This window comes from Vibrio sp. Vb1337 (assembly GCF_033338715.1).
GTDB lineage: Bacteria > Pseudomonadota > Gammaproteobacteria > Enterobacterales > Vibrionaceae > Vibrio > Vibrio alginolyticus.
Genome location: NZ_JAWOTD010000007.1, coordinates 162,088 through 183,544, shown reverse-complemented (window position 1 = coordinate 183,544; position 21,457 = coordinate 162,088). Strand labels below are relative to the sequence as shown.

The 21,457-nt window shown below is 45.3% G+C and carries 23 protein-coding genes; 12 read left to right on the top strand and 11 right to left on the bottom strand.

Annotation, left to right across the window (positions count from 1 at the left end; translation table 11 throughout):
* Positions 1 to 3: 3 nt before the first annotated feature.
* Both R7E42_RS10395 and R7E42_RS10390 read right to left on the bottom strand, forming a co-directional pair.
* Entirely contained in the window at positions 4 to 486 is a 483-nt protein-coding gene (locus tag R7E42_RS10395) for a methylated-DNA--[protein]-cysteine S-methyltransferase (RefSeq protein ID WP_005374431.1), read from the bottom strand.
* Positions 483 to 1,850 carry an AlkA N-terminal domain-containing protein gene (locus R7E42_RS10390; protein ID WP_213962268.1) on the bottom strand — a complete coding sequence of 456 codons (1,368 nt, stop codon included), beginning with the start codon at positions 1,848 to 1,850 and terminating at the stop codon, positions 483 to 485. Before R7E42_RS10390 ends, R7E42_RS10395 begins: the two co-directional genes overlap by 4 nt.
* Positions 1,851 to 2,044: 194 nt before the next feature.
* On the opposite strand from R7E42_RS10390, the gene R7E42_RS10385 reads away from it, so the two are divergent.
* From R7E42_RS10385 to R7E42_RS10375, 3 genes are all read left to right on the top strand, one after another.
* Positions 2,045 to 2,248, top strand: coding sequence for a hypothetical protein (locus tag R7E42_RS10385; protein ID WP_017633816.1), 204 nt, complete (start codon positions 2,045 to 2,047; stop codon positions 2,246 to 2,248).
* 325 nt (positions 2,249 to 2,573) lie between these two features.
* The gene (locus tag R7E42_RS10380) at positions 2,574 to 3,017 is read left to right on the top strand and encodes a DoxX family protein (protein WP_005374434.1); all 444 of its coding nucleotides are present in this window, start codon (positions 2,574 to 2,576) and stop codon (positions 3,015 to 3,017) included.
* A 9-nt stretch (positions 3,018 to 3,026) separates the two neighbouring features.
* Positions 3,027 to 3,722, top strand: coding sequence for a pirin family protein (locus tag R7E42_RS10375; RefSeq protein ID WP_017821043.1), 696 nt, complete (start codon positions 3,027 to 3,029; stop codon positions 3,720 to 3,722).
* Positions 3,723 to 3,803: 81 nt separating this feature from the next.
* Here the strand turns inward: R7E42_RS10375 and R7E42_RS10370 are convergent, their stop codons facing one another.
* On the bottom strand, positions 3,804 to 4,697 hold the full coding sequence (locus R7E42_RS10370) for a LysR family transcriptional regulator (protein WP_005374436.1): 894 nt from the start codon (positions 4,695 to 4,697) through the stop codon (positions 3,804 to 3,806).
* Between the two features lie 149 nt (positions 4,698 to 4,846).
* On the opposite strand from R7E42_RS10370, the gene R7E42_RS10365 reads away from it, so the two are divergent.
* Positions 4,847 to 5,200, top strand: coding sequence for a DUF413 domain-containing protein (locus R7E42_RS10365; RefSeq protein ID WP_005374439.1), 354 nt, complete (start codon positions 4,847 to 4,849; stop codon positions 5,198 to 5,200).
* A 147-nt stretch (positions 5,201 to 5,347) separates the two neighbouring features.
* Here R7E42_RS10365 and R7E42_RS10360 read toward each other — a convergent pair whose 3' ends face one another.
* Positions 5,348 to 5,599, bottom strand: coding sequence for a DUF3081 domain-containing protein (locus tag R7E42_RS10360; RefSeq protein WP_005374440.1), 252 nt, complete (start codon positions 5,597 to 5,599; stop codon positions 5,348 to 5,350).
* A gap of 374 nt (positions 5,600 to 5,973) precedes the next feature.
* Between R7E42_RS10360 and nagB the strand changes: the two genes are divergently transcribed.
* On the top strand, positions 5,974 to 6,774 hold the full coding sequence (nagB, locus tag R7E42_RS10355; protein ID WP_005374441.1) for a glucosamine-6-phosphate deaminase: 801 nt from the start codon (positions 5,974 to 5,976) through the stop codon (positions 6,772 to 6,774).
* A gap of 90 nt (positions 6,775 to 6,864) precedes the next feature.
* On the opposite strand, the gene R7E42_RS10350 is transcribed toward nagB, so the two are convergent.
* Both R7E42_RS10350 and gltS (R7E42_RS10345) read right to left on the bottom strand, forming a co-directional pair.
* On the bottom strand, positions 6,865 to 7,731 hold the full coding sequence (locus R7E42_RS10350; protein WP_005374442.1) for a hypothetical protein: 867 nt from the start codon (positions 7,729 to 7,731) through the stop codon (positions 6,865 to 6,867).
* 154 nt (positions 7,732 to 7,885) lie between these two features.
* On the bottom strand, positions 7,886 to 9,112 hold the full coding sequence (gltS, locus tag R7E42_RS10345; RefSeq protein WP_274342593.1) for a sodium/glutamate symporter: 1,227 nt from the start codon (positions 9,110 to 9,112) through the stop codon (positions 7,886 to 7,888).
* A gap of 413 nt (positions 9,113 to 9,525) precedes the next feature.
* On the opposite strand from gltS (R7E42_RS10345), the gene R7E42_RS10340 reads away from it, so the two are divergent.
* From R7E42_RS10340 to R7E42_RS10330, 3 genes are read left to right on the top strand one after another with little or no spacing between them, the layout of a single operon-like run.
* On the top strand, positions 9,526 to 9,897 hold the full coding sequence (locus R7E42_RS10340) for a GntR family transcriptional regulator (protein ID WP_005383223.1): 372 nt from the start codon (positions 9,526 to 9,528) through the stop codon (positions 9,895 to 9,897).
* Positions 9,894 to 10,751 (top strand): ABC transporter ATP-binding protein, encoded by an 858-nt coding sequence (locus R7E42_RS10335; RefSeq protein ID WP_017821046.1) that lies wholly within the window; start codon positions 9,894 to 9,896, stop codon positions 10,749 to 10,751. The genes R7E42_RS10340 and R7E42_RS10335 overlap by 4 nt, the downstream gene beginning before the upstream one ends.
* Complete coding sequence (locus R7E42_RS10330; protein ID WP_017821047.1) at positions 10,751 to 11,581, top strand: membrane protein; 831 nt, start codon at positions 10,751 to 10,753, stop codon at positions 11,579 to 11,581. The genes R7E42_RS10335 and R7E42_RS10330 overlap by 1 nt, the downstream gene beginning before the upstream one ends.
* A 100-nt stretch (positions 11,582 to 11,681) precedes the next feature.
* Here R7E42_RS10330 and gltS (R7E42_RS10325) read toward each other — a convergent pair whose 3' ends face one another.
* Entirely contained in the window at positions 11,682 to 12,917 is a 1,236-nt protein-coding gene (gene gltS, locus R7E42_RS10325) for a sodium/glutamate symporter (RefSeq protein ID WP_005374448.1), read from the bottom strand.
* A gap of 862 nt (positions 12,918 to 13,779) precedes the next feature.
* On the opposite strand from gltS (R7E42_RS10325), the gene R7E42_RS10320 reads away from it, so the two are divergent.
* The 4 genes from R7E42_RS10320 (at position 13,780) to R7E42_RS10305 (ending at position 17,439) form a co-directional block, all read left to right on the top strand.
* A complete protein-coding gene (locus tag R7E42_RS10320; RefSeq protein WP_318072632.1) occupies positions 13,780 to 14,574 on the top strand; it encodes a DUF4344 domain-containing metallopeptidase in 795 nt (264 codons plus the stop codon).
* 24 nt (positions 14,575 to 14,598) lie between these two features.
* Positions 14,599 to 14,985 carry a thiol-disulfide oxidoreductase DCC family protein gene (locus tag R7E42_RS10315; RefSeq protein ID WP_285385387.1) on the top strand — a complete coding sequence of 129 codons (387 nt, stop codon included), beginning with the start codon at positions 14,599 to 14,601 and terminating at the stop codon, positions 14,983 to 14,985.
* Positions 14,986 to 15,160: 175 nt separating this feature from the next.
* Positions 15,161 to 16,822 carry a methyl-accepting chemotaxis protein gene (locus tag R7E42_RS10310; protein ID WP_042522321.1) on the top strand — a complete coding sequence of 554 codons (1,662 nt, stop codon included), beginning with the start codon at positions 15,161 to 15,163 and terminating at the stop codon, positions 16,820 to 16,822.
* 122 nt (positions 16,823 to 16,944) lie between these two features.
* Positions 16,945 to 17,439, top strand: coding sequence for a peptidylprolyl isomerase (locus R7E42_RS10305; RefSeq protein WP_005374458.1), 495 nt, complete (start codon positions 16,945 to 16,947; stop codon positions 17,437 to 17,439).
* A 117-nt stretch (positions 17,440 to 17,556) separates the two neighbouring features.
* Here the strand turns inward: R7E42_RS10305 and R7E42_RS10300 are convergent, their stop codons facing one another.
* The 4 genes from R7E42_RS10300 to R7E42_RS10285 form a co-directional block, all read right to left on the bottom strand.
* The gene (locus R7E42_RS10300; RefSeq protein WP_274342591.1) at positions 17,557 to 18,192 is read right to left on the bottom strand and encodes a DUF2268 domain-containing putative Zn-dependent protease; all 636 of its coding nucleotides are present in this window, start codon (positions 18,190 to 18,192) and stop codon (positions 17,557 to 17,559) included.
* Positions 18,193 to 18,260: 68 nt separating this feature from the next.
* Positions 18,261 to 19,052: a LytR/AlgR family response regulator transcription factor gene (locus R7E42_RS10295; RefSeq protein ID WP_274342590.1), complete on the bottom strand. Its 792-nt coding sequence runs from the start codon at positions 19,050 to 19,052 to the stop codon at positions 18,261 to 18,263.
* 15 nt (positions 19,053 to 19,067) lie between these two features.
* Complete coding sequence (locus tag R7E42_RS10290; RefSeq protein WP_274342589.1) at positions 19,068 to 20,090, bottom strand: sensor histidine kinase; 1,023 nt, start codon at positions 20,088 to 20,090, stop codon at positions 19,068 to 19,070.
* Positions 20,091 to 21,437, bottom strand: coding sequence for a hypothetical protein (locus tag R7E42_RS10285; RefSeq protein WP_274342588.1), 1,347 nt, complete (start codon positions 21,435 to 21,437; stop codon positions 20,091 to 20,093).
* Positions 21,438 to 21,457: the final 20 nt, after the last annotated feature.

The following is a 21,457-nucleotide window of genomic DNA, read 5'->3' as shown; positions in this document are numbered from 1 at the left end:
CACTTAAAGCGGTGTACCTTGCTCCAGCGCGAGCAAACGTTGCTTGCGCTCCACTCCACCTGCATACCCAGTCAGTTTTCCGCTTTTGCCAATAACGCGATGACAAGGTACCACGATAGAAATCGGATTCTTCCCGTTTGCTAACCCAACAGCACGCACAGCTTTAGGGTTACCTATCGCATTCGCGAGATCTTGATAGCTCCACGTTTCCCCATATGGAATGGTCGTTAGTGCCTGCCAAACTTGATTTTGAAAATCAGTGCCTGTCGCAGCAAGGGGCAAGTCGAATTCGTTGCGCAGACCAGCAAAGTATTCATCCAGTTGGGTGACAGCTTGGCGCAAGACCGGATGCTGCTCGTCTCGCACCCCCAGCTCACTCGGCTTAGTGGTGCATGTTTCAAACCAAATGCCAAGTAAGCCCTCAGCGTTCGATTGGATAGTCACCGTTCCTAGTGGACTCGGCATTTCGGTATAAAATGTTTTCATGATTGATTCCATAAGTGAAACGTCGCGTAGCTTCCCCAAGGGGCCGCAGTGTGCGTATTCAGTGATGGGTAACGCTGCATCGCCTTTTTCACCACTAAGTCTTTATCTAGAAAGCAATCGGGTTGAGATTGCCCTCGCAGTTGAGCATAACTGACGGTCCAAGGTCCAATGCCTTTCAAAGCTAGCCACTGCTGGGGGTCAGCTTCTGAGTTGTCCTGCATAAACTGGGCGAAGCGCACTAGCGTCTCTTTACGGCTTTGCGGCATGCGCAAAAAGCTCACGTCGGCGTTCGCAATATCACTGGGAGTCGGGAAAAAACGTTTTTCTGACTCACCACTAAGTGTGGCCACCAATAAGTTAAGTTGACCAATCGCAGCTTTAACCGACACTTGCTGGCCTAAAATAGCTCTAACCCCTGCTTCCCATGCATTCCATACACCAGGAATACGAATACCTTTACTCGACACGAGCCCAGGCGCGACATACTCCAAATGCTGCTCAACAGTACAAATATCAGCGTCAAGATCGAACATACGACGAATGTCAGACACCAAGTTTTGCAGCTTCGTTACGTCTTCAATTTCAAACGCCAGTTCTAAGTATCCTTCACCTTTTGTCGCTTTAAACCAGGCTTTGCTGTTATCCAAAAAAACGTTGCGCTGATAACTCTCATCACTCACTAGCTCAACCCCCTCAACCGCTCGCAAACGATAGAAGTCCAACATGTGCGACCAATTCAACTCACCTCGATAAGGTAAGGCAATTCGATTGCAACCCGCACCATCAAACTCTTTACGGCGTACTTGAGAAGGCGTTAGTTTGAGAAACTTTTGAAAAGCATCGTTAAAGCGGCGCGTACTGTTAAAACCGGACGCAAACCCCACGTCGGTGACCGACATAGAGCTGGAGTGAAGCAACTGTTTGGCGAACATTAGTTGCTGATATTGCGCATACTGCTTGGGTGACATACCTAGATACTGCTCAAACAACATACGTAAGTAACGGTCAGAAATCCCAACACGCTCAGCCAACTCAGACACCGAATGCTGATGCAACTCCCCTCTATCAATTAACGAAATCGCTCGTTGAAAGGTCGTCTCGACACCTTTCCATGCCCAAGATCCAGGCGCGCTATCAGGTCGACAGCGTAAACACGGACGGTACCCTGCTTGAAGGGCTTGCGTCTTATCAGCGAAATACTCAACATTTTCTTCTTTAGGCAAATTTGCCGGGCAAATCGGACGACAAAAGATTCCCGTTGTTTTTACCGCCACATAGAATCGCCCATCAAAACGACTGTCTCGCGCGACTCGCGCCTTGTGACACTGCTCGAAGGTCAGTGAAGTATGGGGGTGAATAAACATAGTGCTTTCCTTGCTCATGCCTTTTGTCATTTATTGTTCATAGGCATCGTTCAATATAGTGTTATTGTAGCTTGCTTAAGCGCCCACAATTAGCCATTTTCGGAACTCAATATTGAGATTTATTGGCATTAGCGCTTTTGTACACTAAAGTTAGATCCAGAACATCACAACAACGTCGGCTAAAGGGAATTGGCATGGACTTACATACTTGCGTAATTGTATTAAGAAACCAAAAGGTTATTACCAGTAAATCCGTAGATCATTCTATTGGAATTATCGAACGAGACTCAGATAACGAGATCTCAGAAATTCAGATTAATGCGACGGATGGACGTAATATTCGAACTTATCACTACAACAATGTAGAGGAGTCATTAGAGAGCTTAATGAACCTCTGACGGTTTTCTTTAACACACCTTTCTCCCTTGTTAAAAGCGAAAGCAATAGAGCACAGTACATGTGCTCTTTTTTTGTTTAACAGCAAAAATGTTTATCGAAAATAATGACAGACCTTGATTTTAAAAAGAACATAATAGGCAAATATAAACCCAAAAAAACTTTACAAAATATTGATTTAAAATCATAAAAACCACTTATTCAATTTTTTAGAATGAGTTTATCAAAATCCTCCCGTTATTTTTATGTTCGCCTCTACCTAAACTGTTCTCAACAGCACGGGAGCACACGCTTCCCACTCATTGAAAAGAGTCAGAGGACAGAATCATGAAAGCACTATTACAGAAAATTACCACATCAAACGCAGGTTACAGCGCACTATCACTTCGCGTTCCAATCGGCATTATCTTTATGGCGCACGGCGCACAAAAACTATTTGGCTGGTTTGGTGGCTACGGCCTAGAAGGCACAGGTCAGTGGATGGCATCTATCGGTTTAGGTCCTGGCGTACTCATGGCGTTACTTGCGGGCAGCGCAGAGTTCTTTGGCGGCTTGTTCATTTTACTTGGTCTGCTAACTCGACCAGCAGCGGTTGCTTTGGCGTTCACGATGGTGGTAGCGATATTCTCTGTCCACTTTGAGAATGGCCTGTTCATGGCAAACAACGGTTACGAGTTTGGCTTGGCATTACTGGCAGCGAGCGTTTCTCTGGCGTTCTCTGGCGCAGGTAAAGCAGCGTTAGATAACTTTTTAAACAAAAAGCTCTCTTAAGGAGGCCTTATGATTACGGTAAGACATGCAGCAGACCGAGGTCGAGCAAACTTTGGCTGGCTTGATAGCAAACATACGTTTTCTTTTGGTAGCTACTACGATCCTCAACATATGGGCTTTTCTGAGCTGAGAGTCATTAATGACGATGTAGTCAAGCCTGGCGCGGGTTTTGATACACATGGTCACCGTGATATGGAGATCATCAGCTATGTGTTGGAAGGTGTTATCGCACACAAAGACAGTGAAGGTAACGTCAAAACACTACCTGCAGGTGAATTCCAACTCATGTCGGCAGGGAAAGGGATTTACCACAGTGAGTACAATGCATCGAACCAAGATACGCTGCGGTTTCTACAGATTTGGATTCAACCGAACACATTTGGAACCAAACCAGGTTATCAGCAAAAAGATTTTGGTCGCAATCCTGGGTTAACGACTATCGCAACTCCAACTGGAGAAAACGGCACGCTACTTATTAAGCAAGATGCGACTTTGCATCAGTTAATTCTTGAGCCAAGTAGCGAACTAAACTTTGAGATTGAGTCGGGCCGAAATCTATTCATCCATCAAGTGACTGGGAGCCTTAGTGTCGACAATACCACTTTGACGGCTGGCGACGGCGCGAAGGTTGAACACCAGAGTAAGGTTGTTTTGCGCAATACATCAAACGAAAGCACAACAGCCCTGTTGTTTGACTTACCATAACTATCGATTCATCGAGATAAAAACAAAGCCGCCTTGATTTCTCAAGGCGGCTTTTTCGTTTTTCTGACTTTTCATTCAACGCTATTCGTCGGAAGTGCCAGAACCAATTTGCTGAAAACTGTAAGCGGTCAGTGGATCGATCTCTTTGACAATTTCTTCCACTTGCTTAATCGCGTCTACAGACGAGCTAGCTTTACGATAGCTCAAATAGATAGGGCGACACCAATCTTCTACCCCAGACACCTTGTGAAGCTGCCCATTAGCGATAAATGGCTCCACGAGAGAGATTGGTAAGTACGCGGCTCCACCCTTCTCTAAAATAAAGTCCAATGCGATACGCGCTGTTGAAGTGCGTAAGTATGGAGCCGGAATCTTAGGGTGACGCTCAGAATGCTCCGAGGAGAAACGCGTCCCCCAGTCAACGTACACATATTTGTTTTCGAAAACGGTGTCTAAAGAATCTTTCTCAGTTGATACCAGAACGAGAACAACATCTGCCACTTTTTTACAGTTAAGCTCATCAGCTTTGATCTGATCGAACGCAAATGCCATATCTAACGTGCGCTCTAGCAAGCTACGACTGAGCATCTCACGTCCCATCACTTCTGCCATGAAGCCATAACCACCAAACGAATCTGTGACGACACTTAAACAGTTCTGTAAATAAGCGTCCCAAATGTTTGGCGTACCACCTAACGTTAGTTGCAGCGCTTTGCCATCTTCAAGCGATAATTCTAGCTTCGCTTGTTGCAATGTAGTGACCATTACCTCGGCATAGCTGATTAAGCGCTCACCTGCAGAGGTCAACTTTATGTTATTTCGATCACGAATAAACAATTGCGTATCGAAGTAACTTTCCAATTGTTTGATACGTGCGCTCACAGCGGCTTGGGTAATATAAAGGTTCTCAGCAGCACGTCCGAAGTGACGAACTCTTGCCAGCTCTAAAAATGTTCGAAAGACTTTTACATCCATAAACCATCTCCTGGTTAATATAAAACCAGATTAACAACTAATTAAAATCATGACGACAAAAAAGTTTTGTTTTTCTTTTGTTAGATTTAAGCCTAATTTTCGCCGTAAGTTCACTACATTCATCAATAACGGTTACAGAGGCTGTTGACATGTCTGACACTGAATTCCGTCATGGCAAAAAACGTTTTTACGATAACGTAAAATTCCCACGCGGCTTTGCAAAGTCTGGCGATTTTACTCTTTCAGAAGAGGAAATCCTAACAATTTATGGGGATACAATGCTTGGCTTAGAGTCAGGCGAATTAACACCTGAAAACAGCGAAGAGAAACACTTCATCAAGGTGTTAGAAAACCCGGGCAAAGCAAAAACAAAACTTGAGCGTACGTGGCTAAAGTACACCCAACTTGCTCGTGGTCGCAAGCGCTTCCATACGCTAAATGGTCGTAACAAGCCTGACGCCACAGAAGAATACATTGAAGAGAGTTTGGTTGAAGACGATTAATAACCAATAACCTAGTTCTCGCCTTTTTCTAGCAGTAGGCGAAAGCTCGTTTGACTTTACTGAGCGAGCAAGACAAGCTCATTTCTTCTCCTAAAGCCCAAGGGGGCATTCTCCCAAGGGCTTTTTTAATATTTGGGTGATGACCGTTTACTTGGCGAGCGTCGCAATCTTTTTCAGAAAGCTCTCTTTCAAATGCTCTTGGTCATATTCCAAGTGATAGGTGTTGTGGAAGCCAATTTTTAGCTCAACACCATTCCCTCTCAAGAAAACGTTGTACCCATCGTAGTCAGAAAACGCTTCTACACCTTCATACATTTTACCAAATTCGGTTGGCGTACCGTTGTTCATCACACATTCGTAAGCCTGTAGTACTTTGCTCGGATCTAACTCATTTTTCATACCGAATTCCTCACTGGTTTACACATTTCAATTATGGTTAAAGAATGAGCGCCATGCCATATCTAACCCATAATATTTGAAGTTCGTGTGCGATTTCGCACTCTGTAGGTTGTTAAAAAACAAGGTTAAGTGCGAAGGCAGAACTTAATTTAGATCATAAATTTTATCTATTGATTCGTCAGTTTCATAATGCAATTTCTTTGTAAAAAATCGTCTTATAAAAGCATTTAGATATAAAAATCGTCGACAAAACCAACATTGGTTAAAGAAAAAGCAAAATTTTGACCTAAAACAATAGCAGTTCGCCATCACTTATTTTATAATGCGAATTAATGTTTCAGTACATCGTCAATTCCAATAACTAGGGGCACAAAATGAGACTTATCCCGTTAACTCGAGCAGCACAAGTAGGTAAGTGGGCAGCTGCGCATATCGCTAAGCGTATCAACGACTTTAAACCTACTGCTGAGCGTCCATTCGTTCTGGGTCTACCAACTGGTGGCACTCCTCTAGCAACCTACAAAGCCCTAATCGAGCTTTACCAAGCCGGCGAAGTCAGCTTCAAAAACGTCGTGACTTTTAACATGGATGAGTACATTGGCATCCCTGCGGATCACCCAGAATCTTACCGCTCATTCATGTACAACAACTTCTTTAATCACATTGATATTCAAGAAGAAAATATCAACCTACTGAACGGTAACACAGACGATCACGACGCAGAATGTAAGCGTTACGAAGACAAAATTAAGTCTTACGGCAAGATCAACCTGTTCATGGGCGGCGTGGGTAACGACGGTCACATCGCGTTCAACGAGCCAGCGTCATCTCTTTCTTCTCGTACTCGCATCAAGACCCTCACTGAAGACACTCGCATTGCGAACTCTCGCTTCTTTGACGGCGATATCAACCAAGTGCCTAAATACGCGCTGACTATCGGTGTTGGTACGCTTCTAGACTCAGAAGAAGTGATGATCTTGGTCACTGGCCATAACAAAGCTCAGGCACTTGAAGCAGCCGTGGAAGGTTGTGTAAACCACCTATGGACAGTTTCTGCTCTTCAACTTCACCCTAAAGCGGTGATCGTATGCGACGAACCAGCTCAACAAGAACTGAAAGTGAAGACAGTGAAGTACTTCTCTGAGCTAGAAGCAGAAAACATCAAAGGCTTTTAACCCATAGGATGGCAGCCTAGAAACACACTAAAAATACAAAACCCGTGTTGAACACGGGTTTTTTCTTATCTGAACAGCGGGCTTAAGTCGTCAATAAGCTTTAATACCAAACTGACGAAGACGCTTAGGAAGCACTTCATCCAACTTGTCTAGTTCACTCGGTTCGACTTCGATAAGATTGAAATGATGCTGCTCATAAACAGTACGAATGGTCTCACGGTCGGCCTGAGCCATCTCCCCATCGTCACTTCCCCAAAATTGCAAATAGACTTTGCCACCTGGCAAGTAAAAATCGCTAGTGACATCTTGGTCAATCGGCAACTGACGCTCATAAGCGTGCACAACACCAGCCAAGTACAGCCAGTTGTCGATGAGCAACTCCCCCTTAGAGCGCACGTAATGCCCATCTAATGTTCGGTGCTTGGCTTCAAATTTTTGGCGAAAGCTTGAGTACGATTTATCCGTAGAATGTGACTCCGCGTCTTGCCCTAAAAACTCAATGACAGACTGCTTAAGACGCTTGTTACGCAGCACCACATCGTGCCATACGACAAAGGTATTTTGTGTTTCTTTATCGGTTCTTTGCTGCCCACCAGCGCGCACACCAGCTTCTGTGACACTCCATCCCTCTTCGGATTTGGTCAACCAACCTAGTTCACTCAAAAGCTGGTTCATGCGCTTCGCATTCAATTTCAGCTTTTCACCCAGTTGTGTCGCGCTCAATGTTTTCCCTGAGCTGGGAGTCAGCTCAATATGTAAGTTGGTCGGCCAGACGATGAACTGGCCAAATTTAGGGTGATCCACATACTCACCGCCAAACTTTGCCCCTTCTTCGGTCAAAATCCACTTTTCATCTTGGCGAACGATGTAGCCTGCACGTTTGAGATCGGCAAACAGCAGCTTAGCTTCTACCTTGCGCATTTTCGCTAATGCCGACGTCGATATTTTTTCAGACATGTGGGTACCTCATGCTGCTGCAAAATTGAACACTATGTCGTCATAGTAACGCATTGATTTCACGGCTTGAAGTCAGGCAAACAAGATTTCGTGTTACAAATAGCAAAGCCAGCGTATAGGTGCTGGCTTTGTTATTTCGGTAAAAAAGCGAATGTTATCGAATAAAAGCGATGCATCCTTGCAAAATCACTAAATTCACAATGTCGATGAAGAATGCACCGACAATTGGAACCACCATAAATGCTTGTGGTGATGGACCATATCGACTCACGATGGAGCCCATATTCATGACTGCAGTCGGTGTAGCACCTAACCCAAAACCGCAGTGTCCGCTAGCGATCACCGCCGCATCGTAGTTGCCTCCCACCATGCGGAATGTTACGTAGTAAGTGAACATCGCCAACACAGCCGACTGAATAGCAAGAATAATAAGGAATGGGATCGCAAGATCGAAAATATTCCACAATTTCAAACTCATCAAGGCCATGGCAAGAAATAGAGATAGTGCAACCGTGCCAAGAATATCAACGGTTTCTAAATCAACCTTGCGCGCCTTCGTCACTTCCATGATGTTAGTGATAACAACACCAATAAACAGCGCATAAACAAAATCGGGAATCATTAACCACTTGATGTCAAAACTGCTTACCCAACTCTCCAGATACTTCGCGCCCGTCACGCAAAGTAGAATGATAGACAAGCTTTCAACGACTCTTTTCGCTGTGACACGATCTTCCTCATGTTCGTTGTACGTCACCAGTTCAGGGAAACTCTGATGACTTTGATTGGTGCGTCCGTATTCCGATTCCAAGCAGTGTTTGTTTAGTAGCTTTTGCGCAACAGGGCTGCCAATAATCCCGCCCATCACCAAGCCAAATGTAGCAGAAGCCATTGCCACCTCTAGAACATTATGCAAACCATACATTTCTTGAAAAGTTTGCGACCACGCAGCTCCAGTTCCATGCCCGCCAGAAAGCGTAATGGATCCGGCGATCAACCCCATGAGTGGATCTAACCCCAACGCTGTTGCTAAGGACACGCCGACCGCATTTTGGATAAGAATGTAGACCGATGCCACAACTAGGAAGATGAAAACCTTCGCACCGCCTTTAATCAGTTGGGTGTAATTTGCCGCTAAGCCAACGGTTGCAAAAAACATCAGCATAAAAACGTTTTGCAGTGGTAAATCAAAGGATACATCCACACCGTTTAAGTGCATCGTCGTGATTACGCAAGCGACCACTAGACCACCAACAATTGGCTCTGGAATATTAAATTTTTTTAAGGTTGGTAACTTGGTATTGATGAACTGCCCTAAAAACAACACGCAAATTGCGACGAGGAACGACTCCTGTGGGCCGATAGATATTACCTGATTCATGAGACCTCTTTACTCTACTCTTTCTCATTCATTGAGCACGCGCTCAACGTGAGATAGGTGCCTAAGCCAGTCAGATTGCCTCTCGAAACTTTTGTTTTCTAGGCCTCTTTGACCATCAATTCTCATCAAGTAAGAAATAGGCAGACCTAAAATTATGCTAATTATCATTCAGTGAGAATATTCATTTAGAACAGGCGATAAGTGTATTGATGGGAAGAGAAAAACAACACTTCTCAACTTATGAGAAGCAATTAATTTCCATATAAAACAAAACCTCAAAACAACGACCACATAGGTGGATATTTAGAGCGAATGAGACAGGCGGATACACTAGGTTTTAAATTATTACTTTCTCTCTAATGTACTAGGTGTTATACATATATATAACACCATCTCAACCAAGAGATTCACTCATGACTAATTGGCATGATCGCCAACCGATATTTCGACAGTTGGCAGACCAGATCACGCAGCAAATACTGCAAGGTGTCTGGCAAGAAGGCGATGCTCTGCCCTCCGTCCGTAGCATCTCTGCAGATATGAAAATTAACCACCTCACCGTTATGAAAGGCTATCAATTGCTTGTTGATGACGGGCTAGTGGAGAAAAAACGCGGTCAAGGTATGTTTGTCGCTTCAGGAGCAAAGCTCAAATTACTCGCAGACGAGAAGGCACGTTTTCTTCAGCAACAAATTCCTCAGATAGCCGACACAATACAGCGTCTGGATATGTCACTCGACGAATTCATTCTACAACTAAAACCACACTTGAAAGGTGACCAATGAGCGCATTAGTCAGTGTAAACAACGTCTCCAAGCACTATCAGCAACAAGGAGAAGCACTGCATGAAGTGAGTTTCGACCTACATGCAGGACAAGTACTTGGCTTACTCGGCCATAATGGCGCAGGTAAATCAACGCTTATTAATGCCCTACTCGGTGCACATGAATATCAGGGCACTATTCGTATCAACGGATTTGAACCCATTATGCAACGCGACAAGATAATGCAGAGCTTATCCTACATCTCGGATGTCAACGTTCTGCCAGATTGGATGACCGTTGCTCAACTGCTTAACTATACCGAGGGCGTGCATCCAGGGTTCAATCGCGCCCAAGCAGATACGCTACTTCGTCAAACGGACATCAAACCTCGTGCGCGTATCAAATCTTTATCCAAAGGGATGAAGGTGCAATTACACCTCGCGATTGTGATCGCAACCAACACCCAAATCCTCATATTGGATGAACCGACACTCGGGTTAGATCTCGTGTATCGCGAGACGTTTTATCGTCACTTATTGGAATGGTTTCACGACGGCGATCGCGTGTTGATCATCGCCAGTCATGAAGTATCAGAGATTGAGCACTTGCTGACAGATGTTCTGATTCTTAAGCATGGTCGCCCCGTTCTGCAAACCTCGATGGACAGTATCAGTGAAGACTATTTCATTCTTGAAGCCAACGACGAGCACCGCACACAAATTGAAGCGATGAACCCACTCTCGTCACAAAAAGGCCTCGGTTCAACGAAATGGTTACTCAAAGCCCAGTATGCCCAACAAGCAGAAACAATGGGCTCCATCCATGGGGTGAAGTTAGCGGATCTATTTTTAGCATTGCAGAAGGAGGCAGCGTAATGCGTTCAGTTGTCGCGATGTTGCAAAAAGAGTGGTTAGAAAACCCTCTTGTTTTACGTATTCCACTGTTTGTGTTGGCGTGTGGAGTTATTCTCTTTGTGAGTTTAATGAGTAACGACACTCTACAACACAATATGTTTTTCCAAATGAGCTTTGGTGGCGATGTCAGTGACATTCACAAAGAGCTTGGCGATGATGTCAATATGTTGATTACCGGAGGAGCAGGGCTGCTGTCTATCTTGTTAGCCGTTCAGTACTTCCCAAGAACGCTACGCAAAGAACGGGCGGAAGGCAGCATTATGTTTTGGCGCAGTATGCCTGTCAGTGACATAAAAACCCATTTAGTGAAGCTAGGATTTGGCTTATTGGTGATTCCGCTCGTCTGCTCGGTGCTCGTACTCGCTGCAAATTTAATGTTGTGGTTGCTGAACATCTCTACTGATCACCAATTGGCTTTATTGTACCGCCAAGCCTCGTTAGGTTACGTGCTGCTGCATTGGGGAGAGTTTTTAATCAGAATGTTTTTCGCCGGTATTCTGCTGTTACCGCTGGCATTAACTGCGATGGCTATTTCACAAAAAGTGAACTCACCACTGGTCATTTTGTTTATCGCCATTTATGCGCTGCGTTGGATGCCTATCGCACTTTTTGGTTTCTACGGGCTAGATCAGTTTTTCTCCGAAGTGCTTTACCTTCCGCTGCACGCCATTATTACACCAAACCCATTCAATGCCATTCCTCAAGCGGGTTGGTTAAACGTTGGCATTTACGCCTTCATTGGTATTCTTGGTTGGACAGCTAGCCTCAAGTTCAGCCGAACTATCCAATAATTCTTCGTTCAATAAACGACCAAACCAAGTCATAAAAAAACGGTCACAACCAGTGTTGTGACCGTTTTTATTTCGCCTCTAGGAGCTCATCCACTTAACTTTAACCAAGGAATGAAATGTAGCCTTGCAAGATAATTAAGTTGACGATGTCGATAAAGAAAGCGCCCACAATTGGCACCACCATAAATGCTTGTGGCGACGGGCCAAATCGGTTAACGATTGAACCCATGTTCATTACGGCTGTTGGGGTTGCACCCAAGCCAAAACCGCAGTGCCCCCCTGCAATAACCGCAGCATCGTAGTTGCTTCCCATCACTTTGAACGTAACATAGTACGTAAAGATTGCTAAGACGACAGACTGCACAGCTAAAATAACCAAGAATGGAATCGCTAGATCGAAGATATTCCATAACTTCAAGCTCATCAGAGCCATCGCTAAGAACAGAGATAGCGATACCGTACCTAACATATCGACCGTTTCGGCATCTAACTTACGAATCTTGGTCACTTCCAAGAAATTCGTAATGATCACACCAATGAATAGCGCATATACGAAGTCTGGAATCATCAGCCATGAGATTTCATACGTGCTTACCCATTGCTCGACATACTTGGCCCCAGTAACACAGATCAGTAGGAAGAAGAGTTTCTCCACCACTTTTTTCGCCGTTACTTTATCTTCTTCGTATTCATTGTAAGTCACCAACTCCGGGAATTTCTCGTGAGTTTTGGCATCTCGACCACCACGACCATACTCAGACTCTATGCTGTTCTTTTCCACCAGACGCTGCGCTACAGGGCTACCAATGATACCGCCGATGATCAAACCAAAAGTCGCTGATGCCATTGCAATTTCTAAGACGTTATCCAATCCATACACGTCTTGAAAGGTTTGTGACCACGCAGCACCTGTACCATGACCACCTGACAGAGTAATCGAGCCAGCAATTAACCCCATCAAAGGATCTAAACCGAGCGCCGCCGCAAGTGAAACGCCAACGCCGTTTTGTATGATGATGTAAAACGATGCGACAGCTAAGAAGATAAAAACCTTCGCACCTCCTTTCATCAACTGAGTGTAATTTGCGGCCAAACCAACTGTCGCAAAAAACATTAACATAAACGTATTTTGTAATGGCAAGTCGAACTCTAAGTCGATGCCGTTGAAATGAAGAGCAGTAATCATGCAGGCCACAATAAGACCACCTACAATCGGCTCAGGTATGTTGAATTTCTTTAAAATCGGTAGCTTAGCATTAATAAAATGCCCCAGGAAAAGCACACTGATCGCGACCAAGAAGGACTCCAGTGCACCTACAGATATTAAATGATTCATATCGCCTCTTATTATTGTTCTCTTCATTCTCCGTAATGAATGAGTGTTAGTTTAACCTTCGTTCAATAGCAAATTTTCTCGCTTTATTGTTTCGAAAATACTCAAAAAGTTGGTGTAGATGCGCCTTAGGCTAGTTTAAGGGGCGCTCCTTAAGCGATGTGTCAGTTTTTACGCTGTTAGCAAGCCCTTAAATGTGAAAGGAGCTGATACAGCTCCTTCAAATGGCCCCTCGCAATACCTGTGCGTTATCGCTTGGGGTGTCGTGTTGTGAGTAAATTCTGGGTGACACTTTCTGAACCACTTCGGGCTCCCTTACTTAAACAGAATGTGTCAATTACTATCAAACAAAGTTCCTTCCCATTGTAACCGCTAAACGCCGAGAGCGCGTTCAAAACAATTGGGTTTGCCTGTTCCTGTCGTAGCTTTTCAACTCTGGCTCATGGTGTATAAACGAGCCGAATCCAAGGAAACTCTCAGGCTGCAACAAACGTTTTCGTCACAACGGAGCAGGATTATAACATATCGCTGATAATTTTCTTCAATTCAGTGACATTCACCACCCCCATAGTTAAACCTTGCAATGATTAACTGCCTATTATCATTTTCACAGATAAAAATCGAAGCACAGTTACTCAGTAAGCTTCTTAGAATACGATGCATAGCTAATAACTTCACCGCCGTTCTTATCCAAGAGGTCTTGATAAACGCCCTAGAGAACCAAGCAGCCGAAATATGCGATGTTATCATGATTGCTTTTCGAGACCGACGTCCCGACTTTGGCTAATGAGTACACCTCCAACTATGCATCAGACAAAAACATGTATAATTTTTTATACAAGTTATTCAATAACAAGAGTCCCACATGAACATTCATTCGCTTTGCGCTGCGCTATTACTCAGCATCGTCTCATCAGCTACAGCAGCTGAAAACATTCGTATTCAATATTCTCCCATAGAGACAACTCATGAAAAAATCGCCCAACAATCGATTCAAAGCAGCGATGTAAACACCATCTTTGTTGAGCTGTCTCAGGCCTACTTTCCATTTGATCAAGCTCTCACGCTGGTTTACGGCGGAGAAGATGGTCCAATGTATGATCCTGATACACACACAATATACGTTCCTTACACTTTTTATTTGGAGTCGCTCAATTACTTCTCCAATAATCAGTATGAAGAACGCTTCGGAAAATCCCCAAAAACAGGGGCGCTAGATACGTTATTGCACACTTTACTTCATGAAGCTGGACATGCTTACATCGAAGATCAAAGCATCCCTGTTCTCGGAAAAGAAGAAGATGCGGTCGATAATTTTGCCACTATTTTAATGATTGACTTCCTAGAAGATGGCGCAGATATGGCCATTAGCGCCGCCGACATGTTCGCATTCGAATCCGACGACAGACCGGACTACTACGATTTTGGCGAGTACATTGACGAACACAGCTTTGATTTGCAGCGTTACTTTTCAACGTTATGTTTGGTGTACGGTAGTGCTCCTGAGCAATACAAAGCCTTACTCGATGAAGTAGAAAAAGACTACCTGCGTGATCGCAAAGAGTTCTGCCAATTCAATTACGGCAACATTCGCGACAATTGGCTGCATTACTTGCAAAACAATGAACCAAAAGAAAATTCGCCACGTAAAAGCGATTAGAAAATCTCAAATAAGAAGACCGCAATGACAAAACTCACCATATTTTATGACGGAACCTGCCCGCTTTGTGTCAAAGAGATGAAGGCGCTAAAACAACGCGATGCCAAGCAGCACATCAAAACCGTCGATATCTATAGTGATACATTCGCAGATTATCCGCAGATCGATCCTGAACAAGCCAACACCATTTTGCACGCCCTCAACGAAAAGGGGGAGCTTCTGCTTGGGTTGGACGTGACTCATCGTGCGTGGCAATTAGTTGGTCGCGGTTGGCTCTACGCTCCACTGCGTTGGCGCCTCGTTAAACCTGTTGCTGACTGGCTTTACCTCAAATTCGCAAAGAATAGGTATCGCGTCTCATATTGGTTAACAGGGACTTCTCGTTGCAATAGTGGGTCGTGTTCACGTTAATTGTGATCCCGCTTAAAAATGCTACGACCTTCGTCTAGATTTACAAATTTCCAGTACTTCTGATTGATTAACTCGGTTAATCTCTAAGCATTACAACAATAAGTATTAACACTTTTATCAGGCAAGCTTATTCAGCTTGTCACTTGTAACGCTGCGCCGAGAGAAGGACGTCTCTATGAATCTGACGATCAGAAAACGACTATATATCCTTTCAATAATTCCAATTCTAACCATGGCAATAGGCATGATGTGGTTCACCTATCTACAAACCACAGCCTACAACGAACACGAGATTGAGCAGACTCGAAGTCAAATGATGGAGATGAAAAAAGCCGAGCTCAAAAACTACGTCCAAATGGCGCGCTCCGCCGTCGAGCCACTACTCGCTCAAAATGCCCCACTTGAAGCAGCACTGCCTATCTTGAAACAGTTGGAGTTTGGCCAATCCGGCTACATCTTCGGTTACGATTCAAAAGGCGTGCGTGTCGTGGTGGGTAAAAACACCAAAGGCATCGGAGAGAACTTCTATAACTTGCAGGACAAGAAAGGCAATTACCTGATTCAGGATTTGATCAAAAATTCCAAAACTGGTGAGTTCACGACTTATTACTTCCCGAAACTCGGTCAGAGCGAAGCACTACCGAAACTCAGCTACTCGGTCTTCATTCCTGAATGGGATTTGATGTTAGGTACGGGCTTCTACACTGACGATATCGACGCCATTGTGGCAAACATGGAAGAAGCCGCGCATCAGGCCCTCAACACCACACTGACGGCAATTGCTCTGTTCTGTGTCTCGATTGCAGCTATCGTAGCGGTCTTCGCGGTGTTTGTTAACCGCAGCATCATGAAGCCTATCGAGCAGTTTGATGCCTCAATCCACTCTTTCGCGCAAGGCGATGCAGACTTAACCGCGCGTATGGAAGAATCAAGCGTGCCGGAGTTCACTCAGTTGAGCCGTAACTTCAATATCTTCGTTGAAAGCCTGCAAGGCATAATCAAGAGTGTTAGCCATGTCGGGCAAGAAGTCGTTTCAGAGACCAACGACATGTCACAGCGAGCATCGCAAGTGGACGAGTTGGCTTCTGGTCAGCGTGAAGAGACCGAACAAGTCGCAGCGGCAATGACCGAGATGACAGCAACAGCGCACGAGATTTCCAGTAACGCTAACCAAGCGGCGCAATCCGCCAAAGACGCCGATGAAAATTCACAGCAAGCGAAACACATTGTTGATTCGGCAGCGAACTCCGTCGAAGCGCTCGCGCTAGAGGTGTCGGAAGCCAGCACGGTGATCTCTCGCTTAGAGAGCGATGTACAAAACATTTCTTCTTCGCTAGAAGTGATTCAAGACATCGCCGAACAAACCAACCTATTGGCACTGAACGCAGCCATTGAAGCAGCCCGTGCAGGCGAACAAGGTCGCGGCTTCGCAGTCGTTGCCGATGAGGTTCGTAAACTGGCAAGTCGCACTCAAGACAGCACAGGCGAAATTCACCAAATGATTGAGCAATTGAAGTCTGGTTCGGATGCGGCAGTGAAAGCCATGGGTTCAAGCCAAGCGCGTGGTGAAGCAACGGTTGAAGAAGCACGAGCAGCCTCTGCCGCACTGCAAGAAATCCAAGCCGCAATTGCTAACATCATGGACATGAACACGCTTATCGCAACGGCAACTGAAGAGCAAAGCCAAGTTGGGCAAGAGATTTCACAACGTATTGAAGTGATCTCTCAACAAAGCAGCCAGTCGGCACACCTTGCCAACCAAAACCGAGCAGGCAGTGGCAACCTTAACCACAAGGCTAACGAGCTGTACGACTTGGTCGGTCGCTTTACGGTTTAACGCTTTCCTGACCCATTCACTATGCAAACAGCGACGCCAAAACGTCGCTGTTTTTATTTCTGCTATCATAATGCGACTTAGCTATAATGCCGCCAACTAAGCACCCACAAGGGCAAAACCAGATGATTATTATGACCACCAATTTCGGTGACATCGAAATTGAATTGAACCTAGAACGAGCGCCAGTTAGCTCAAAGAACTTCAAAAAATACTGTGAAGATGGCTTCTACGACGGCACCATTTTCCACCGCGTTATCGACGGCTTTATGATCCAAGGTGGCGGTCATACCGAAGACATGGCAGAAAAGCCAACACGCGCCCCTATCGCGAACGAAGCAAACCGTGGTCTAAAGAACCTTGTTGGCACTATCGCAATGGCGCGTACCGATGCTCCGCACTCTGCAACAGCACAGTTCTTCATTAACTTGGAAGACAATGATTTCCTAGACCACACCGCAACTACCAACCTAGGCTGGGGCTACGCCGTGTTTGGTAAAGTGACCGCGGGTATGGATGTAGTAAACCGCATCGCGAAAGTGAAAACGACCTCTAAGCTTGGTCACGATGATGTGCCATGCGATCCAATCATTATCGAGAAAGTGACGATCAGCGAATAAACCCATTCACCTCTGCAGAGAAATCTTCGCTATAAAACGAAGAAAGCGCCTAACGTCTGATGACTTAGGCGCTTTTTGTTTTTATGACTCAGCCGATTAGTTTGGCTTGTGCCGGAGTTATTGATAGAAAAGCTCGGCTTTTGCTCCGACTAAATCAAGCTCAGAGCCTTGAAAGTCAGCCAGATATTCAGCAACAAGGTTGTACCCAACCCAATACCCCATGTATTTCGGCCAGCGGCTTTCATCGCTGCCAAGAAAGTAAGCGTCGAAGTTGTAATCTAAGCTGGTCAACTTGTCTTTCATCTCAGCGTAGAAAGGGCGCCAATCTTGATCTTTGATTTGCTCAAACAAGCTCGGAGTGACGCCGCCATTCATCTTACGTTCGAAATGACAAGCTAACCCTTCCATAATCAGCACATCACCAAGTGCAACGCCATTCTCTCCGGCTCGTATACGGAACAGGTGATGCAACTCATGCGCTAACACCGCAGCCAGTTCTTTCTCAATAACGTTTTTAATATCAGCACGTTGAGTATCAAGCAGAATCTCTACACGATAGGCACTTAAGCAATAGCCGCCAATCCCCGTCTGCGGTACGTCATTGCAATCAAACGGGCTAACGGTGAGGTCAATGTTACTTAAATCAAAGTAACTAGAAAGCTGTGAGCTCAGATCATCAAGTTTCTGATGTAAATACTCAGAGATTGGAGACAACTCTCCCGTCGCATTTAATAGGGTTACGCGATAACTCATTTATCTTCCTTGATAATTTGGGTTAAGAGTAGCGAGTTTACAGTGTAAAGAGTGAACAGTTCTAGCGATTACATCCCTTTGAACAAACTTTGAGATGCACGGCTCACCGGGAGCTTGTTCTCTCCAACGTGAACAAACATTCTGCCAGCAAAGTCTTTGTTTACTTTGTTAATTTTGCACACTTGCACCACGCTTGAACGGTGTACTTGCCAGAACTGTTCTGGGTTAAGCTGCCCTATCAACTCTTTCAACGATGTACGAATCAAATACTCCTGCACTTTGCCTTGTCCTTGTTGGGCATACACAGAAACGTATTTTTCTTCCGCTTTGAAATACAACACATCAGACGTGGCGATCAGATGAATGTCTTCCCCTTGCGTCGCTTTGATCCACTGAAGATATTGCGGCGTTTGTGGCGCAGATAATTGCTGCAACTGCTCTAATAGGCTGCTCATCTGCACATTACTGCTTTCTTGCTCTCGCTTAGCAAGGCGTGCTTTCACTCTTTCACACGTCGTCAGGAGGCGCTCATCTGAGATAGGCTTGAGCAAATAATCGGCGGCATTTTGCTCAAAAGCTTTTATAGCGTAATCATCGTACGCGGTGACAAACACAATCAAAGGTGGGTTGGCGAGTTGATTGAGTTTTTGCGCCAATGTCATGCCATCCAAAACTGGCATACGAATATCGAGAAACGCAATGTCAGGTTGGCTGTGTTCAATGGCTTGCAACGCTTGTTCACCATCTGCGACTTTGGCAATTACCTCTAGCTCTGGCCACACTTCAGCTAGGCTTTTATCAAGATGACGCCTCAATAGCGGTTCATCATCAGCAATAATGGCAGTAAACCCTGTATTCATTCCTTTCTTCCTTGATTACGATTCCATTGGCCAGCTCAAGCTAACACAAACACCACCCTGAGCAGACTCACTGATAGAGACCTCTCCTTGCCCTGCGAACAAAGCTTCAACTCGCTGCTTGAGATTACTTAGACCCACGCCAGAGCCCATGTGACCACTCACGTGATTCAAGCCAATACCTGTATCTCTGACTTCAATCTTCAAGTTCTGCTGTTCGCGCTTAATCAGCAAGCTGACTTCACCACCTTCTCGCTTTGGCTCAATACCATGGATGATGGCGTTTTCGATTAAGGGTTGAAGCATCATCGGCGGTAGCTCGGTTCTGCCTAATCCCTCTTCCACCTCAATCTTGTAACTGAGTCGGTCACCTAAACGGGTTTGCTGAATGCCTAAGTAAGCCTCAATTAACGCCGTTTCATTGTCTATGGTAGTGTGCTCTTCACGTGAGCTTTTGAGCGTTGCTCGCAGCAGCGCTGTTAACTGTTCTAGCATCAGCTTAGCTTTATCGACATCTTGCGACATGAGCGCGCTGATATTCGCCAAGGTATTAAATAGGAAATGTGGTTCAATCTGGCTTTGCATCTGCTTAAGCTGACTCAGTAACAGCGCACGATCTTGCTCTGCTTTCTCGCGCTTGATGGCTTCCAACTCTCGTTGAGCAACCGCCTCTTTCTCACGCGAGTAAAAATAGAAATAACACATACCGCTAAACAGTAATCCCATTAAGCCAACAGGGATCATATCGGAGATACCAAAATACTCTCCGAGCCAAAATTGCGCATTAATCACCCCAAACAATAAACAGGCAACAAGCGAACACACCACTTCTATCATACGTGGAATGGTTGGAAACAAACGGTCAATCAACCATGAGAAGAAGATAGCCGAGTAGCCAAACCCAAAGCTCACCAGCACATGCACATAGTAGGGGCCGCCCCAAACTGAGAGCGTCATTGCTGAGATAAAGAGACAAAATACTGTGGTCACTAATAAACTACGTAACCACCCACTCTCAACTACTGATTTTGCTGAACACATTTAAAACTTCCCTTTGATATTAAATACAATCATATGCTTATCATTGATTTGTGCGTAAGCAGATTGGTCGTCTCCGGTTAAAAAGCGTGCGGCAACTTCCACTTCTACACTTTGATCGCCAGTATCAATCCATTGGTAGTTAAGCCACTGTGTGACAATCACACCACCATCTTGCGGCGACAACATCACATCCAACGTAGGGGTTACATCACTTAGCCAGCCCATATCCACTTTACCGTTCCATGCAGCCCACGCTTCCAAATCCCAACTCCAGTGCAGCATTAGGTTATGCTGAACGATATTGGCATGCTGAAACCCTTGGGCGTAGCTTGTCGCAAGTAGAGCGCTGCTAGCCAACAGAGAGTTGTTAGGTTCAGGGATCTGAGAGAGTAATTCGCCACGCTCTATTGCTTGTTGCCATTCGCTTTTCGACCATGCTCGGCTGTCGTACCAATATTCAGCAATCACGTTGTGTCCGGCTTGGTTTGCCCAATTCACCCCAACTAAGGCTTGGAATGCGCTGCCCTGCTCCTCAACCGAAACGGGTTGGTAAAGATCATCCTGATGAAACTGATAGCCAACACTTTGCTTTTGCCACAGCATGGAACCGTGCATGGCGATGGATTCATCCCACACCGCAATGGCACTGGCTCCGAGTAAACCTCGGCGCACATCATCGTAATAACCAATAAGTTGATACTCGGTATCACCCACCAGCGCATAACGACGAATACCAACACCTTGCTGCTCTGCGGCTTGATCAAGTGCACTTTGATCTTGTTGCCCCCAGCTTGAATCGGTCGCAATAACTGTCCACTCGCCGGCCATATCGTAGTGTGAAAGTGAAAACACGCCCGCCCCCTCTTCTGCGACTAAGCCAACCGGGTTTTGTCGATAAGGCTTAAACAGGTCCAAAGGTCGGTAGCCATAACCCACGCCCCAATCCACGCGCAACTTACCCAAACTCACATCAAGTGTAGTGTCACCGACTTGCCACTCCCCTAGCCAAGCCAACTCTCGAATCAACAGTTGGTTATCAGCTTCACTCCACCAATCACTCTCTCCTTGTTGGTTGAGATACAACCCTTGGCTGTACAGAGCAAACAAGCCACTGAAGTTTTGATAATTCATCTGCACATCCAAGAGTGCATTAAGTGAATCGCGAGAACTGCCCTGCGCCTGCATAAATGCGCTGTCACGCTGCTTGGCAGTTTCGTAACTGACAGCCCAATCCCACTCAAAACTCAGCTCATCATTGGCAAAAACTGGGGCTGCTGCGCCCACACACAACGACGCAGCAATCAACAAACTGGTGCTTTTGTTAAGGTTAGGCTGGTGCGATTTCATGTGACTTCCTTGCTCGTTTT